Consider the following 15,266-nt stretch of genomic DNA (forward strand, 5'->3'; position numbering starts at 1 on the left):
CTGCGACACGATCAATGTTGGAGACAGAGATATGAAGATGACAGTTCGTGATGTCGCATCTCATCAGCCGGGGTGGAGTTTCAAACCGCCTTATTTATGCCGGGCCTGGTCCGGGGTCTGATTGCCAATGCCTATGTGTTCAAGCCGCCTGGGCGCCCTTGATGCGGATACCGCAGGGGTGGCCGGGCGCACGATTCATTGCGGCCTCTTCATTGACCCGTGCGATCCAGTTTCGTTGCCAGATGGATCAGGCTTTCGGAGGACCGTACGCCACGCGCCTCGCCGATGCGGTCAATCGTCTCGTCCAGTTCGGTTGTGGATTGCGCCACCACTTGTGCCAAGAGGTCAAAACGCCCGGATGTTGTATGCACCACTTCAACCCCCGGCAATCCACGCAGGCGGGCCAGAACCTCAGGACCGGAGCGCGGCTCGATTGAAATCAACACTGTGGCCTGCAGTGGGGGTTTGGCGGCGGCGGATGTGCGCAGCGTATAGCCGCTGATCACGCCTGAGGTTTCCAGCCGCTCGATCCGGGCCTGCACCGTGGTTCGCGCAAGTCCTAAACGACGCGCCAGATCGGCCACCGGGCGGCGTGCGTTTTCGCGCAAAAGCGTCAGGAGCTGCTGGTCTATTTCGTCGGTTTTCATATATCACCTTCGATATGACGTTATTTTTCGTCACTATAGTGAAAGTGACGAGTGGAATCGACGACGTTCTGGCGGAAACTGGAGAAAACAGCAAATAGGGCCGATATTCATGCAGCAGATCCCACCTCTTTGGCTTTCTCCTGAAACGCATCTGGCGCGCAGCACTCCTGATCACCCGATCCTGTATTTTTCGCCACGTGTCCTGCATGAGGTGGCAAACCGATTTCAGGTCGGGTTTCCGGGGTTGGTGACCTATGCGGTAAAGGCCAATCCACATCCGGCGGTGTTGTCTAATCTGGTGGCGGCGGGGATCACGGCCTTTGATGTTGCGTCTCCTGCAGAAATGGATGCGGTCCGTGCAGCCAGCCCGGATGCACTGATGCACTACAATAATCCGGTACGCTCGGATGTGGAGATTGCCGATGGGATTGCCCATGGCGTGGCCAGCTGGTCGGTGGACGAAGCCAGCGAGCTGGACAAGCTGGCCAATGTCCCGAAACACTGTGAGATTGCTGTGCGGTTTGCACTGCCGGTCGCTGGTGCTGCCTATGATTTTGGCAGCAAATTCGGGGCCGAGCCTGAGATGGCCGTTGAGCTGCTGAAGCGGGTCGCGGAAGAGGGCTGGACGCCGTCATTGTGTTTCCATCCGGGCACCCAATGTGAAGACGAAAGCGCTTGGGTGGAATATGTCCACGCGGCCAAACGCATTATCGATGCGGCAGATGTGAAGATTGCGCGGCTGAACGTAGGCGGCGGGTTTGCGGCCAATCGCGATGGCGTGGCCCCTGATCTGGAAAAGGTCTTTGCTGCGATCTCCGCCGCAGTGGATGAATCCTTTGGCGATGACAAACCGGTGCTGATATGTGAGCCAGGGCGCGCGATGGTGTCCGAATGCTTTACCCTTGCGGCACGGATCAAGGGCATGCGCAAGGTAGGTGAGGTGGTGTTCCTTAATGATGGGATCTATGGCGGGTTGGTTGATATCCGCGATATGGGGCTGCCAGGTCGGGTTGAGGTGGTCGCGCCAGACGGTACACGCCGCGCGGCAGCATGCCAGCCACGCGTGGTCTTTGGCCCAACCTGTGATAGCTTGGATCGATTGCCGGATGGGCTGCCCCTGCCCAGCGACACCCGGATCGGTGACTACGTTTTGTTTCCGGGGCTTGGGGCCTATTCCTCTGCCATGAGCACGCAGTTCAATGGTTATGGGTTGTCGGACGTAGCGACAGTGATTGAGCTGTCTGGACAAGCCCGCGCCTAAGGCTAATGTCGCCTCTTACAGGATCAATTTTGCAGTGAGCAAGGGATGCCTTGTGCACTGCCTTTGATGTTCCGCATTTGGAACACTGATCCAATGCGTTATAGAGGCCAGGGTAATCATGGATAAATTCGGCAAGAGCCAACCCGTAAAGCGGGTTGAGGATGTGAGATTTCTGACCGGGCAGGGGCGCTATCTTGAAGATGTGGCCCCTGCAGATGCGTTACGCGCCTGGGTGCTGCGCAGTCCGGTTGCACATGGCACTATTACTCATCTGGATCTGGACATGGCCTGCGAAGCAGAGGGCGTGCAGGCCGTTCTGACACTGGCTGATCTGGAGGCCGCAGGTCTAACAGTGGGCATGGATGGCGCTGTGGTCACAAATCGAGATGACAGCAAGGGCGCCGCCCCAGAGCGACCGATGTTGGCACGCACGCGGGTGCGGTTCGTTGGTGAACCTATCGCGGTGGTCGTGGCAGATACGTTGGAACAGGCCCGTGATGCAGGCGAGATGATTGATCTGGATATCGACGACCTACCGGTTAAGACTGACCTTGTTGCTGGTGGAGCAGCGCTGCATTCCGAAGCTCCTGACAATCGGGCGTTTGATTGGGGCTTGGGGGATGAGGCCGCTACAGAGGCCGCCTTTGCAGCTGCCGCACATCGCATTTCCCTGCAGGTCGAAGACAACAGGATCATCGTCAACACAATGGAGCCACGCGGTTGCTTTGCCATGTGGGCCAATGACCGGCTGCAGTTCACTTATGGCGGCCAGGGCGTTTGGGCGATGAAAAAGCAGCTCAGTGACAAGTTGGGGTTGGCGGCAGAGGCTGTTCATGTGACGACGCCGGATGTGGGCGGCGGTTTTGGCATGAAAGCGATGCCCTATCCTGAGTATTTTGTCGTGGCCCATGCCGCACGACTGCTACGGAAACCGGTGCTATGGATGTCGGACCGGACCGAGGCCATGCTGAGCGACAACGCGGGGCGCGATCTGACATCGCTGGCGGAGTTGGCTTTTGACGCGGATCTGCGCATCACTGGCTACCGTGTACACAGCCAATGCAATCTTGGTGCATATAACTCGCATTTCGGTCAGCCAGTGCAGACGCAATTGTTCAGCCGGGTGTTGGCCGGGGTCTATGATATCAAGACGACCTGGCTGCGGGTGGAGGGGATCTATACCAATACAGCACAGGTCGATGCCTATCGTGGCGCTGGTCGTCCGGAGGCGATCTATGTGATCGAACGCGTGATGGACCAAGCGGCGCGCGAGCTTGGCATCGATCCGTGGGAACTGCGGCGGCGCAATTTCATCAGGCCGGATCAGTTCCCCTATAAGACTGCGACGGACGAAACCTATGACGTCGGAGATTTTCACCAACTGCTGGCAAACACTGCTGAGGCGGCGGACCTGGCCGGGTTTGCGGCGCGCAAGTCGGCTGATGCCGGGCGTGGAAATTTACGGGGCGTTGGGCTGTGTTACTATATCGAAAGTATTTTGGGCGATCCTTCTGAAAGCGCGGAAGTAGCCTTTGAAGAGGAGGGGCGGGTGAACATCTATGTCGGAACGCAAAGCAACGGGCAGGGCCATGAGACGGTCTATGCACAGTTTCTTGCGGACCAGACAGGGATCCCGGTTGCCGATATCACTGTGATACAAGGCGATAGTGACCGCATTGCGCAGGGGGGCGGTACAGGCGGCTCACGATCAGTGACCACCCAAGCCAATGCCACCCTTGCTGCGATTGATGTGATGATCGACGCGTTCACCCCTTTTGTGGCAGATGAACTTGGGGTTGATACTGGTTCGGTTAAGTTTGACGGCGAGCGATTTAGCGCACCCGGAAGCAACCAGCGGCCATCCCTGGTGGAGGCCGCTGAGATGGCCCGTGCGCAAGGTCATCACGAGTTGCTGCGTCACACTGCACGGGCCAAATTACCGGGGCGTTCGTTTCCAAACGGGGCCCATGTTGCCGAGATCGTGATCGACCCGGAAACAGGTGTCAACCGCGTTGATCGCTATACAGTGGTCGATGATTTTGGAAACCTGATCAATCCGTTGCTGGTCGAAGGTCAGGTGCATGGCGGCGTGGTGCAGGGTATAGGTCAGGCGTTGTTGGAGCGGGTTGTTTATGATGCGGACGGGCAACTGCTCACAGCATCGTTTATGGACTACGCCTTGCCGCGGGCGGCGGATGTGCCGATGATTGATGTAGACTTTGCGCCTGTGCCATCCACGCAGAACCCCATGGGCATGAAAGGGTGCGGAGAGGCCGGGACCGTCGGTGCTTTGGCAGCAGTTGCTAATGCGGTGCAGGACGCAGTCTGGGACCGTGGCATACGGCAGATCGAGATGCCGTTCACACCACTTAGAGTATGGGAAGCATTGAGGAATGTCGCTGACGCAGCTGAGTAAGAGGCTTCTGGGATGGCTCGGGCGGCCTTTACGCTCCGAGCATTCCGCAGAAACTAAGCTGCGTGGGCCGCAGGCGCATGTGATTATTCTTGATGGGACTATGTCCACGCTGGAGCCGGGCCGCGAAACCCACGCCGGAATGGTCTATCGGCTTTGTCGTGAGGCGGGTCCACAGGTTTCTGTCTTTTACGAAGCAGGCGTCCAGTGGCAAAGTTGGCGCAAGACACCAGACGTGATGGTCGGTCGTGGTATCAATCGCCAGATCCGTCGCGCCTATGGCTATCTGGCCTCGCGGTATCGCCCGGGCGACAGGATTTATCTCATGGGCTATTCGCGCGGAGCCTATGCTGTGCGCTCGCTTGCCGGGGTCATCGATGGGGTTGGGCTCTTAAAGGCAGAGCACGCCACGGTGCGCAACATCCGCACGGCTTATCGGCACTATCAATGCGGCGGCGCGTCAGCGAGCGGGATACGTAACACTGCGACAACCGTGGCCGAAGCTGATGCGGGCATGGATCTGTCCGTTGATATTGGCGCGACGCCGCAGGCGGCTGCGCAGACCGGCGGTTGCGTGGCTTCGACCTTTAGCGACCGGTATTGTCACAAAGATGTAGAGATCGAAATGGTTGGTGTCTGGGACACGGTTAAGGCGCTGGGCCTCCGGCTGCCACTGCTGTGGCGCTGGGCGGAGCGGCGCCATGGGTTTCATAACCACCAATTGGGTAGGCATGTGAAAAATGGGTTTCACGCGCTTGCCTTGGATGAGACCCGGCGGGTGTTTGAACCTGTGCTTTGGGAAAACCCGGACGGCCATGGCGGCAGGGTGGAACAAGTCTGGTTCCGCGGCAGCCATGCCGATGTGGGCGGACATCTTGGCGGCTTTGAGGACGCGCGGCCGTTGGCCAATGTCTCGCTCGTGTGGATGTTGGAACGGGCAGAAAACTGTGGCCTGCCACTGCCGCGCGACTGGCGCATGCGATTCCCTGTGGATGCCACCGCGCCCTCTGTCGGGACTTGGCGGAGTTGGGGTAAGATCTTTCTGCTACGCGGCAATCGTCAGGTTGGACGAGACAGTAGCGAGAGACTGCACAGTAGCGTGAGCAGCAACGCCACCGAAAAGCGTCTTGCGCAGTGGCAGTCGAACATGTCGAAAGCGGCACGTTAGTCCGCGCGGTAGAAGAAAAATTTCGCGTATTTTGACGTGTGAATATTCAGGTTGGTATGGGTGTTCACTCTGCTGAGATCGCAAAATGATCTCGAAGATCGAGTAATCGCACCCATGCTCTGCACAAACGAGAAGGGGATGTTGCAAGCGTGATATTCTGTTTAGGTTAACATCATGATTGCCAGAGAAACTGCCCCCGCCCATCAGGTTATTGATACGCTACAACCGAGCATTCGCTCGCTTGATCCAAGCGCCGATGTTGATTTGGTCGCCGCATTCTATCGTGACGCGCCGGACTATTGGCTGTTGGTTGAAGGGGGCCCGCCAGGGCGAAAAAAAGCGGAGAGCTTTTTCACGGACGGGCCGCCGGGATGTGACCCCGCGAGGTCTTATCGGCTAGGGCTGTTCTTGGAGGGTCGATTGTCAGGGCTGGCGGAATTGTCGTTTGGTTTTCCTGAACAGGATGATGCCTATCTTGGCCTTATGATATTGGGCACTTGGGCGCGTGGAAACGGGCGCGGCAAGCAGTTTTTGACCCATGTTGAAGGGTTGGCGCGGAGCCGTGGGTCAGCCCATATGTTTCTGGCAGTGATCGAGGCCAACCCAAAAGCGCGCGCCTTTTGGGAACGTGAGGGTTTCAGCCCGACCGGTTTCAGCGCCGAGATGCGGGTAGGCCTGCATGACCATCGCGTGCATCGTCTGGTGAAGCCGCTTTAACTCATTTGTGACGCATGGCGGTGCGGTCTTATGACGGGGTGACGCCCATCACGATACAGGTCGTAGAGCCAGTGGCATAGAGCCGTCCATCCGCTACGCCTCGTAGTTCACCATGCGCAATGCCGGTCGAGCGGCCGACATGGTCTGTTATGCCTACACACTCGATCTCAGTACCCAGGGGGATGGAGCGCAGGATATTCACCTTGAATTCCAAGGTCGTATAGACAGACCCTTTGGGCACGTGGGTCATTACGGCGCAGGCCATGGCGCTATCGAGAAGGGTTCCGTACCAACCACCATGGACGGTGCCCAACGGATTGGTGACGGCAAACTCGGGAGTGCCGCGAAAGACCACCTTACCGGGTTCCACGCTGTGAAGGTGATACCCTAAAGTTTCCCCGATAGGCGGGCCGGGCAGGCGCCCGTTGAGTATACCCAGCATAAAGTCCAGTCCGGAAATCCGGGCGATGTCTTCGGGCCGCATCAGATCCTGAGGGCCCGTTGCGCGGTGTGGGTTGGACGGGGTGGCGGTGGCCGTGTGTGATGACATGCAGCACTCCTGATCCGGGAAGCGAACAAAAAACGCCCCCGCCAAAAAGCAGGGGCGACAAGATCAAAGGCTAGGTGCCTGTCTGGCGCGGAGCAAGCGCTACGCCACGTTCTCCAGCGAGACATCGGGCGTGATGCCAAGCGCGAAGCAGACATCGCGCGTTAGTTCGGGGCGATTGAGTGTGTAGAAATGCAGCTTGTCGACGCCGTTTTCCATCAGTTCGGAGCAGAGCTCGGTACACAGGGCTGTGGCCAGAAGATCCTCACGATTGTCACGGATCGCCTTGTCAAACGCGTCATCTACCCATGCAGGAATGGGGGTGCCGCAGCGTTTTGCAAAATTGCGCGCACCCTTCCAGTTCTCAATGGGCAAAATACCGGGCGTAATGCGGCTGGTATCGATCCCTGCCTTTGCGCACTCATCGCGAAAGCGTAAGAATGTCTCAGCCTCAAAGAAAAACTGTGTCAGTGCTTCGTCCGCGCCTGCATCCAGTTTGCGCTTGAGCCAGTCCACATCCGCCCGTGCATTGTCAGCCTCCGGGTGGCGGTCGGGGTAGGCACCGACACGGATAGAGAATTGATCACGTTCTGCCAACGCGGAGATCAGCTCAAGCGAATTGGCATAACCTTCCGGATGCGGTTCAAACCCTGCCGACCCTTTGGGTGGATCACCGCGCAGGGCGACAATCTCGCTGACGCCAGCCTCTGCGAATTGATCGGCGATTTCCATGGTTTCGGTTTTTGTGGCGTTCACACAGGTCAGATGCGCAGCCACATTGAGACCGGAAGATTTATGGAGGGTTGCCACGGCCTCACGGGTGAGATCACGTGTGGTACCACCTGCGCCATAAGTCACCGAGACAAATCGCGGATCCAGCGGTGCCAATGTCTGCACCGTGTCCCAGAGCCGAAATGAAGCTTCCAGAGACTGCGGCGGGAAGAATTCAAAAGATATGTCAGGGGTCGTCATCTAAAAGCGCTCCACATGATTTCGTCTCTTGTTGCATAGACGGTAATGTGAAACAATTTCATAATACTCAATAACAATATGAATGGCGCGATATATGCATATCGAATTTCGACACTTGCGGACCATTAAGGCCATTCACCAGGAAGGCGGGCTGGCGAGGGCGGCGGATCAGCTGAATATTACCCAGAGTGCGCTGAGCCATCAGATCAAGGGGCTGGAGGATCAGGCGGGAGTTGAACTGTTCCTGCGACGCTCTAAACCGATGAAGCTGTCAGCCGCCGGATTGCGGCTGTTGCGGCTGGCGGAGCAGGTGCTGCCGCAAGTGGAGGCGATGCAGGCAGAGTTTTCAGCGCTCCGGGATGGAAACACCGGGCGAATGTACATCGCCATTGAATGCCATGCCTGCTTTGAATGGCTGTTTCCGGTTTTGGAAGGCCTTCGCAAGAACTGGGCTGATGTCGATGTGGATATTCGTCCTGGACTGGCCTTTGACGCGATGCCTGCGTTGCAAAAGGAGGAGGTTGATCTGGTGATTTCTTCTGACCCAGAGGTTTTGCCAGGGATCGAGTTTATTGAACTCTTTGACTACAAACCTGTCTTTGTCGCATCCGCACTGCATCCGTTGGCTGAGAAAAGCCATATCGATGCCGAGGATTTCCGCGGCCAGACCCTGATTACCTATCCGGTGGACAAGACACGGTTGGATATATTCAGTCAGCTGCTGACACCGGCGGGCGTGGACCCTGCTCATATCCGGCAGGTGGAGCTGACGGCCGTCATCCTGCTGCTGGTGGCCTCCAACCGGGGCATTTCAGTCTTGCCTGATTGGGTTGTGCGGGAGGTGAAGTACTCCTCAGACTATGTCACACGGCCGCTGACCTCAAAGGGGATAACCCGCAGGCTTTATGCGGCGATCCGCAGCGAGGATCGCGAAAAACCCTATATGCAGGAGCTGATCCGGCTGGCCAAGGTGGAGGCGCGCAAACTGCAACAGCAGTAGGGCCTTGTAGCTGGCGGCGAGAGGCCGGGGTGAAATGAGCGCCGATCCGGCCAAAACGTTCGGTCTTTGCTACTCATGCGTCTGAGACATAGCTTTCATGTGTCTGGATAGCGCGCATAAGCTCCTTTGGGCCTTGGCAAGTGCCAATGAGGCGCGTATAGGCACGGTTTGACCGACATCTCCCCCTCTTTCGCTCAGGAGTCTTTCGTATGATTGGCAGCGCAAACCTCAACATCATGATCAAAGCTGCCCGTAAGGCGGGCCGGTCGCTGGTCAAGGATTTTCGGGAAGTTGAAAACCTTCAGGTGTCGAGAAAGGGTGCAGGGGATTTTGTTTCCAAGGCCGATATCGCAGCCGAGAAGATCCTGAAAGAAGAGTTGATGGGCGCGCGCCCGACATATGGCTGGTTGGCCGAAGAGGGTGGCGAGGAAGAAGGCGTAGATCCGACCCGCCGTTGGATCGTGGATCCTCTTGATGGGACAACGAACTTTCTTCACGGCCTGCCGCATTGGGCCATTTCCATCGCGCTTGAACACAAGGGCAAGGTTGTGGCTGGCGTGGTCTATGACGCTGCCAAGGATGAAATGTTCTTTGCCGAGAAGGGCGCGGGCGCATGGATGAATGACACCCGGATGCGGGTGTCTGGCCGTCATCGTATGATTGAATCAATCTTTGCTACCGGTCTGCCGTTTGCCGGCCGCTCGGATCTGCCAGAAACTCTGCAGGATCTGGCGCGTCTGATGCCTGCCTGCGCCGGTGTGCGCCGTTGGGGTGCCGCAGCGCTGGATCTGGCTTACGTGGCGGCGGGCCGCTACGAAGGCTATTGGGAGCGCCGCCTGAATGCCTGGGATGTGGCCGCTGGTGTGATCATCGTGCAAGAAGCGGGCGGTCTGATCGAAGCCGTGAAGCCAGAGGACGATATCGTGACCTCAGGGGATGTGCTCTGCGCCAACGAAGCGATTTTCGAAACCTTCGCCAAGGTGATCCGGGACTGATCTGTTCTGGAAACCATCCGGCCCGGATATCCGGTTTTGAAACGCGGCCTTCGGGTCGCGTTTTTTTGTTGCGAGATGTCTGCGATTCGGAGCGCATAGAGCGCAGGTTGGTCGCCTTATCTGTCCGACGGATGATTGACCCCATCGTGCCATGGGATTTCACCATAGATCTCTGCATGGGTGCGGGGGTTGCCACCATCAATGCAGCCCAGATTGATGCCGCATTCTGCGGGGTCGGAGCGGCGTTGGTGATAGACGTAGATGCCACAGGTCTTACAAAAGTAATGTTTGGCCGTGTGGCTGCCCCAAGTGTAGAGGCAGAGGTTCTCTGCACCTTTCAGGATGGTCAGACTGGCGGTTCGGGCCGTGACAGCAGCAGCCCCTCTGCGGATGCAGAAAGAGCAGTTGCAACGCCCAGTAGATCCGAGACCATAAGGGAGCTCCGCTGTGATTGAAACCGCACCGCAGTGACAGTTTGCCCGACACGAAATCGGGTTAGCGGTTGGCTGAGAGGCAGTGCTTGATGTCATCGGGGCGGGCTCTTTGTTGGTGTTGCGATGTGGTAGGTGTCTATTTGCCCCAGGGGGTATTGCGCCGGTCACCGGCAGAGCGTTTGCGTTGCACGCGGGGGATGCGGCTGGCCGAATAGCTGGTTTCGGGGTGCGGCGGTTGGCCATGGGTTTTATCCCAATAGGCCCGTCCGCCACGTCGCAGCCACAGCGGGATTGTCAGCACCAGCCCTACGCCAAACCCGCCGGCATGCGCCCAGTACGCGACGCCGCCAGCCTGTGGATTGGATCCGATACCGCCCAGAAACTGCATGCCGAGCCAGAGGCCCAGCATCACAAAGGCCGGGATCGAAAAGACACGAAAATAGACAATGAGGATCAGGAGGATATCAACGCGCGCCTTGGGAAACAGCAACAGATAACCGCCCATTACGCCTGCAATGGCCCCAGAGGCGCCAACCAAGGGTATCAAAGAGGTCGGCGCACTGGCAACATGGATCAGCCCCGCACCAATGCCGCAAACGACGTAGAAAGCCAGAAAGATGAAGTGCCCCATCTCATCTTCCATATTGTCGCCAAAGATCCAGAGAAACAGCATGTTGCCGCCCAGATGCATCCAGCCCGCATGTAGGAAGGTCGAGGTGAGGAGGGTTTGCCAGTCATAGCCCGCCACGACCTCGGCCGGGAGCAGCGCGTAAGCGTTGTAGAGAGCAGTAAGGCGCCGCGGGTTGTCATAGCCGAAATATGTCAGCACAAAGATCGCGATATTCGCTATTATCAGCGCATAGGTCACATAGGGCGTACGCCCCGACGGATTATGGTCACGGATCGGAAACATGCGAGAACGCTGGGCCGAATATGGCCCAGCGTCAAGAGCTTACCGATTGGTGGCGGGAATGATGTGAATCAGCCCATACCACCAAGGAGGGCAGCGTTGCCGCCTGCAGCTGTGGTGTCGACACAGACATGGCGTTCTGCCTGAACTCGCGCAATGTCGGGCCGGCCCGGTATGAAGGGCAGGATCGGCCCGTCACGCCGTGCGAGCCAGGTCTCGATCTCGCGAGCTGTTGCCTCGTCCCCCCACCAGATCACACCGGAGATGTCTTCCATGACAAGCAACTGGCGCATGTCGAGTGGGCCTGTCGCCTCGATGGCGGTGCCGCCGTGGGTATGAACTGAGCGGGCTTGTGCTGCAACGGCCTTCGGTCCCGGCCCAAGGCAGAGCAATGGCGGGCGGGCTAGCTGTGACAACCGGTTCGATTCCCCGGTGGGGCCGGGCAGGCTGGTGGTGATCTCCTGCATCGGCTGGCCAGTAGGCGCAGGGCGTGTGGACATCATCGGTGCGTCCGCAGGCCAGGTATCTGTTCCTTGCTGCCGGTCCGGTGCGCAGAAACGCATCATGTAGAAGGGACCGCCTGCCTTGGGACCGGTGCCAGAGAGACCTTCGCCGCCAAACGGTTGGCTTCCAACAATCGCCCCGATCTGGTTGCGGTTCACATAGAGGTTCCCAGCGTGGATGCGGTCGCAGATATACTGCACACGATCATCGATCCGCGTGTGCAGGCCGAAGGTCAGACCGTACCCGGTTGCGTTGATATCGTCGATGATCCGGTCAAGATCCTGCGATTTGAAACGCACCACATGCAGGACCGGGCCAAAGATTTCATGCTCTAACGCATCTATTCCGTGGATTTCGATAAGTGTGGGAGCGACGAATGTGCCACCCTGTGGTGCGGTCATCTCCTTTAGCACGCGGCCCTCGCTTCGGGCCGTGTCGATATGGGCCAGAATGCCGCTGCGTGCGGTGTTGTCGATTACGGGGCCACTGTCGGTTGACAGGTTCCAGGGATCGCCAAGGCGCAGGGCATCCATAGCCCCCGTAAGCATTTTCAGAACGTTGTCGGCGATGTCTTCCTGCAAATAGAGGCAACGCAGGGCCGAGCAGCGTTGACCAGCAGATTGGAACGCACTTTCGACAATGGATTGCACGGCCTGTTCCGGCAATGCCGTGCTGTCAATTATCATGGCATTGAGGCCACCGGTCTCGGCAATCAGCGGCGCGCCGGGGTGCAGATGCTCTGCCATAGCGGCGCGGATTTTCAGGGCGGTTGCGGTTGAGCCGGTGAAGGCAACGCCGCCCACACGCGGATCAGATGTGAGGGCCCCACCAACAGCGCCGTCACCGGGCAAGAGCTGTAAGGCGCTGCGCGGTACTCCGGCTTCGTGCAACAGCGAGATTGCGCAATGTGCAATCAGTGGGGTTTGCTCGGCAGGTTTCGCATGCACAGCATTGCCGACCGCCAGTGCTGCCGCGATCTGACCTGAGAAGATCGCCAGCGGAAAATTCCACGGCGAAATGCAAGTAACGACGCCTACGGGATCAGCGGCTGGGATACGGGCCGCATAGTAGCGCAGGAAATCCACGGCTTCGCGCAGCTCTGCAACGCAGTCGGGCAGGGTCTTGCCCGCCTCGCGGGTCAAGAGCGCAAACAGTTCGCCATAATTTTCTTCGTAAAGATCAGCGGCGCGGTTCAGGACCCGCGCACGGGTTTCGGCGCTGTCGGTCCAAGGGGTTGCGGCGCTAAGTGCAGCCTCGATTTCTGCCTCACCCGCTGTGTGCACGCGGCCCACCGTTGTCAGGTCGGCAGGATTGCGCACCGGGGTGTCTGTGGTGCTGGCGGACGCGGGCGCCTTGGCCAACAAAGGCTCTGCGGTCCAGCCGTGGCTCTTCCAAGGCGCGCGGGCGGCATTGATTGCCGCGAGGCTGGGGGCATGGCCAAGGTCAAACCCCATGGAGTTGGGCCGTTCAGGTTGGAACAAGTCCGGCCCATTGCGTAGGTTTGCGGTCAGATCCTCGACCTGCGCAAAGGGATCAGCGGCTACGACTTCGGGTGCTACGTTTTCATCCACGATCTGGTTCACAAACGAGCTGTTGGCGCCATTTTCCAGCAAGCGGCGAACCAGATAGGCGAGCAGATCACGGTGCGCACCAACCGGTGCATAGATGCGGCAGTTGGTCTGTTTTTGCTCCAGCACCATATTGTGCAGCGTTTCGCCCATGCCATGCAGGCGTTGGAATTCATATGCGCCAGTATCGGTGTCTGTGGCCATATGCAGAATGGCAGACACCGTATGTGCATTATGGGTGGCGAACTGTGGATAGATCCGATCGGTCATCGACAACAGCTTGCGGGCGTTGGCGATGTAGGAGACATCGGTCAGTGACTTATGGGTATAGACGGGGAAGCCGTCGACGCCCTCGACCTGAGCGCGTTTCACCTCGGTATCCCAATATGCGCCTTTCACCAGGCGAACCATCAGATGACGATCATAGCGGTTGGCCATTTCATACAATGCGTCCAACGCGGCACCGGTGCGGGGGCCGTAGGCCTGAACTACCACGCCAAAGCCGTTCCAGCCTGCCAGTGCGGGATCTGAGATCACTTCTTCTATGACTTCTAGCGATAGCGACAGGCGGTCGGCTTCCTCGGCATCGACATTGAGCCCCATGCCTGCTGCTTTGGCCAGAAGGGCGAGCGCTTGCAGGCGCGGAACAAGCTCCTCCATGACACGGGTTTCCTGTGCCAGCTCATAGCGGGGGTGCAAGGCTGACAACTTGACCGAGATGCCAGGGTTTTCGCGTATGTCTTCGCTGTGGCAGGCAGCGGCGATGGCAGAAATGGCACGGGAATAGGCCAGATGATAGCGAGCGGCGTCAGCTTCCGTGCGCGCGGCTTCGCCCAGCATGTCGTAAGAGTACGTGTAGCCGTTGGCCTCCATGTTGGCGGCACGTTTCATGGCGCTTTCAATGGTTTCGCCAAGCACGAACTGGCGTCCCATTTCCTTCATTGCGCGGCTGACTGCGGTGCGGATCACCGGCTCACCCAGACGTTTGATCGCCCCGCGTAGTGCGGAGACAGGGCTGCGTTTTTCATCCAGCACCTTGCCCGTCAGCATCAGCGCCCAGGTAGAGGCATTGACCAGAGAGGAGGTGGATTTTCCAAGATGTTTGCCCCATTCCGATGGCGCGATCTTATCCTCTATCAGCGCATCAATGGTATCGGCATCGGGCACCCGTAAGAGCGCCTCGGCGAGACACATCAGGGCGACACCTTCCTCGGTGGAAAGGCCGTATTCAGCGAGAAAAACCTCCATCAATCCGGGGGAGGAATGGCCCCGGATATCACGCACCAAAGCGGCTGCATTGGCGCTGATGGTACTGCGATCTACTGTGCTCAGATCGGCAAGCTCAAACAGCTGATCCCGCATGTCGTTTTGATCAGCATATGTATCCGCATCAATGCGATAGCGCAGGGCTATGTCCTGATCTGCACCTAAGGAGGGTGTCGGCTGTGTGTCGGTCGCTGTCATTTTGGGAACTCTCCGAAAGAACCGCTGCGCTTTTGAATAGGGCAAGTCGGGGTTGGTCTATCTGTGTATTGTAATGTGAAATACCTAGGATAATCGGCTAAAATTATGTATTCAGAAGGAGAAAAGACTAAAATTGGGTAGAGTATCGATGCAAATGGATGTTCCGGGAATGGATCGTTTCGATCAGGCGATTCTGAAGGCGCTTGGGGAGGATGGAAGGATTTCCATTGCAGATCTTGCACGGCGTATTGGCCTGTCAAAAACGCCGACCCAGGCACGGCTGCGACGGTTGGAGGCAGATGGCATAATCACCGGGTATCGTGCCTTGATAGATCCCATTCGACTGGGGTTGGATCACGTTGCCTTTGTCGAGGTGAGGCTGAACGACACCCGTGAGGAGGCGCTGGCGAAGTTCAATGCGGCGCTTGCACGGGTGCCGGAGATAGAGCAAGCGCATTTGATGGCCTCGCATTTTGACTATCTGCTGAAGGTTAGAACGCAGTCGATGTCGACCTATCGCGCAGTGCTTGGAGAGAAGATTTCGGCGCTGCCTCATGTGGCCTCGACCTCCACTTATGTTGCGATGCAGGCCGTGATCGAGGACAGTACACTTCTGCCGTGATCAGTGCTGAAGACGCGCTGCACGCGAAATCGTTACTTGTCCGG

13 protein-coding genes are annotated in these 15,266 nt (G+C 58.1%); 7 read left to right on the top strand and 6 right to left on the bottom strand.

Features of this window, described 5'->3' with window-relative positions:
* Positions 1-209: 209 nt before the first annotated feature.
* Positions 210-647, bottom strand: a complete 438-nt coding sequence (locus ACEWZM_RS16100) for an Lrp/AsnC family transcriptional regulator (protein WP_414007402.1) — start codon at positions 645-647, stop codon at positions 210-212.
* A gap of 109 nt (positions 648-756) precedes the next feature.
* On the opposite strand from ACEWZM_RS16100, the gene ACEWZM_RS16105 reads away from it, so the two are divergent.
* The 4 genes from ACEWZM_RS16105 (at position 757) to ACEWZM_RS16120 (ending at position 6,206) form a co-directional block, all read left to right on the top strand.
* The gene (locus ACEWZM_RS16105; RefSeq protein WP_414007403.1) at positions 757-1,908 is read left to right on the top strand and encodes a type III PLP-dependent enzyme; all 1,152 of its coding nucleotides are present in this window, start codon (positions 757-759) and stop codon (positions 1,906-1,908) included.
* A gap of 118 nt (positions 1,909-2,026) precedes the next feature.
* The gene (locus ACEWZM_RS16110) at positions 2,027-4,324 is read left to right on the top strand and encodes a xanthine dehydrogenase family protein molybdopterin-binding subunit (RefSeq protein ID WP_414007404.1); all 2,298 of its coding nucleotides are present in this window, start codon (positions 2,027-2,029) and stop codon (positions 4,322-4,324) included.
* Positions 4,302-5,489 (top strand): DUF2235 domain-containing protein, encoded by a 1,188-nt coding sequence (locus tag ACEWZM_RS16115; protein ID WP_414007405.1) that lies wholly within the window; start codon positions 4,302-4,304, stop codon positions 5,487-5,489. The genes ACEWZM_RS16110 and ACEWZM_RS16115 overlap by 23 nt, the downstream gene beginning before the upstream one ends.
* A 174-nt stretch (positions 5,490-5,663) precedes the next feature.
* Positions 5,664-6,206, top strand: coding sequence for a GNAT family N-acetyltransferase (locus tag ACEWZM_RS16120; protein ID WP_414007406.1), 543 nt, complete (start codon positions 5,664-5,666; stop codon positions 6,204-6,206).
* 28 nt (positions 6,207-6,234) lie between these two features.
* On the opposite strand, the gene ACEWZM_RS16125 is transcribed toward ACEWZM_RS16120, so the two are convergent.
* Together ACEWZM_RS16125 and metF are read right to left on the bottom strand one after the other, a co-directional pair.
* Positions 6,235-6,756: a PaaI family thioesterase gene (locus ACEWZM_RS16125; protein WP_414007407.1), complete on the bottom strand. Its 522-nt coding sequence runs from the start codon at positions 6,754-6,756 to the stop codon at positions 6,235-6,237.
* Positions 6,757-6,855: 99 nt separating this feature from the next.
* On the bottom strand, positions 6,856-7,725 hold the full coding sequence (gene metF / locus ACEWZM_RS16130) for a methylenetetrahydrofolate reductase [NAD(P)H] (protein ID WP_414007408.1): 870 nt from the start codon (positions 7,723-7,725) through the stop codon (positions 6,856-6,858).
* 94 nt (positions 7,726-7,819) lie between these two features.
* On the opposite strand from metF, the gene ACEWZM_RS16135 reads away from it, so the two are divergent.
* Together ACEWZM_RS16135 and ACEWZM_RS16140 are read left to right on the top strand one after the other, a co-directional pair.
* Complete coding sequence (locus ACEWZM_RS16135) at positions 7,820-8,725, top strand: LysR family transcriptional regulator (protein ID WP_414007409.1); 906 nt, start codon at positions 7,820-7,822, stop codon at positions 8,723-8,725.
* Between the two features lie 209 nt (positions 8,726-8,934).
* A complete protein-coding gene (locus ACEWZM_RS16140; RefSeq protein WP_414007410.1) occupies positions 8,935-9,720 on the top strand; it encodes an inositol monophosphatase family protein in 786 nt (261 codons plus the stop codon).
* 116 nt (positions 9,721-9,836) lie between these two features.
* Here the strand turns inward: ACEWZM_RS16140 and ACEWZM_RS16145 are convergent, their stop codons facing one another.
* The 3 genes from ACEWZM_RS16145 to putA all read right to left on the bottom strand — a co-directional run bounded on the left by ACEWZM_RS16145 (position 9,837) and on the right by putA (position 14,600).
* On the bottom strand, positions 9,837-10,250 hold the full coding sequence (locus ACEWZM_RS16145) for a GFA family protein (RefSeq protein ID WP_414007411.1): 414 nt from the start codon (positions 10,248-10,250) through the stop codon (positions 9,837-9,839).
* 40 nt (positions 10,251-10,290) lie between these two features.
* Entirely contained in the window at positions 10,291-11,067 is a 777-nt protein-coding gene (locus ACEWZM_RS16150) for a rhomboid family intramembrane serine protease (protein ID WP_414007412.1), read from the bottom strand.
* 68 nt (positions 11,068-11,135) lie between these two features.
* Entirely contained in the window at positions 11,136-14,600 is a 3,465-nt protein-coding gene (putA, locus tag ACEWZM_RS16155) for a bifunctional proline dehydrogenase/L-glutamate gamma-semialdehyde dehydrogenase PutA (protein WP_414007413.1), read from the bottom strand.
* Between the two features lie 148 nt (positions 14,601-14,748).
* Between putA and ACEWZM_RS16160 the strand changes: the two genes are divergently transcribed.
* Complete coding sequence (locus ACEWZM_RS16160; RefSeq protein WP_414008063.1) at positions 14,749-15,222, top strand: Lrp/AsnC family transcriptional regulator; 474 nt, start codon at positions 14,749-14,751, stop codon at positions 15,220-15,222.
* The last annotated feature ends 44 nt before the right edge of the window (positions 15,223-15,266 follow it).

This window comes from Phaeobacter cretensis, from assembly GCF_047372505.1.
Taxonomy (GTDB): domain Bacteria; phylum Pseudomonadota; class Alphaproteobacteria; order Rhodobacterales; family Rhodobacteraceae; genus Phaeobacter; species Phaeobacter cretensis.

Bases quoted from the DNA above. Each gene is read 5' to 3' on its own strand.
- ACEWZM_RS16100 (WP_414007402.1), bottom strand. From the start codon at position 647: ATGAAAACCGACGAAATAGACCAGCAGCTCCTGACGCTTTTGCGCGAA.
- ACEWZM_RS16105 (WP_414007403.1), top strand. From the start codon at position 757: ATGCAGCAGATCCCACCTCTTTGGCTTTCTCCTGAAACGCATCTGGCG.
- ACEWZM_RS16110 (WP_414007404.1), top strand. From the start codon at position 2,027: ATGGATAAATTCGGCAAGAGCCAACCCGTAAAGCGGGTTGAGGATGTG.
- ACEWZM_RS16115 (WP_414007405.1), top strand. From the start codon at position 4,302: ATGTCGCTGACGCAGCTGAGTAAGAGGCTTCTGGGATGGCTCGGGCGG.
- ACEWZM_RS16120 (WP_414007406.1), top strand. From the start codon at position 5,664: ATGATTGCCAGAGAAACTGCCCCCGCCCATCAGGTTATTGATACGCTA.
- ACEWZM_RS16125 (WP_414007407.1), bottom strand. From the start codon at position 6,756: ATGTCATCACACACGGCCACCGCCACCCCGTCCAACCCACACCGCGCA.
- metF (WP_414007408.1), bottom strand. From the start codon at position 7,725: ATGACGACCCCTGACATATCTTTTGAATTCTTCCCGCCGCAGTCTCTG.
- ACEWZM_RS16135 (WP_414007409.1), top strand. From the start codon at position 7,820: ATGCATATCGAATTTCGACACTTGCGGACCATTAAGGCCATTCACCAG.
- ACEWZM_RS16140 (WP_414007410.1), top strand. From the start codon at position 8,935: ATGATTGGCAGCGCAAACCTCAACATCATGATCAAAGCTGCCCGTAAG.
- ACEWZM_RS16145 (WP_414007411.1), bottom strand. From the start codon at position 10,250: ATGACATCAAGCACTGCCTCTCAGCCAACCGCTAACCCGATTTCGTGT.
- ACEWZM_RS16150 (WP_414007412.1), bottom strand. From the start codon at position 11,067: ATGTTTCCGATCCGTGACCATAATCCGTCGGGGCGTACGCCCTATGTG.
- putA (WP_414007413.1), bottom strand. From the start codon at position 14,600: ATGACAGCGACCGACACACAGCCGACACCCTCCTTAGGTGCAGATCAG.
- ACEWZM_RS16160 (WP_414008063.1), top strand. From the start codon at position 14,749: ATGCAAATGGATGTTCCGGGAATGGATCGTTTCGATCAGGCGATTCTG.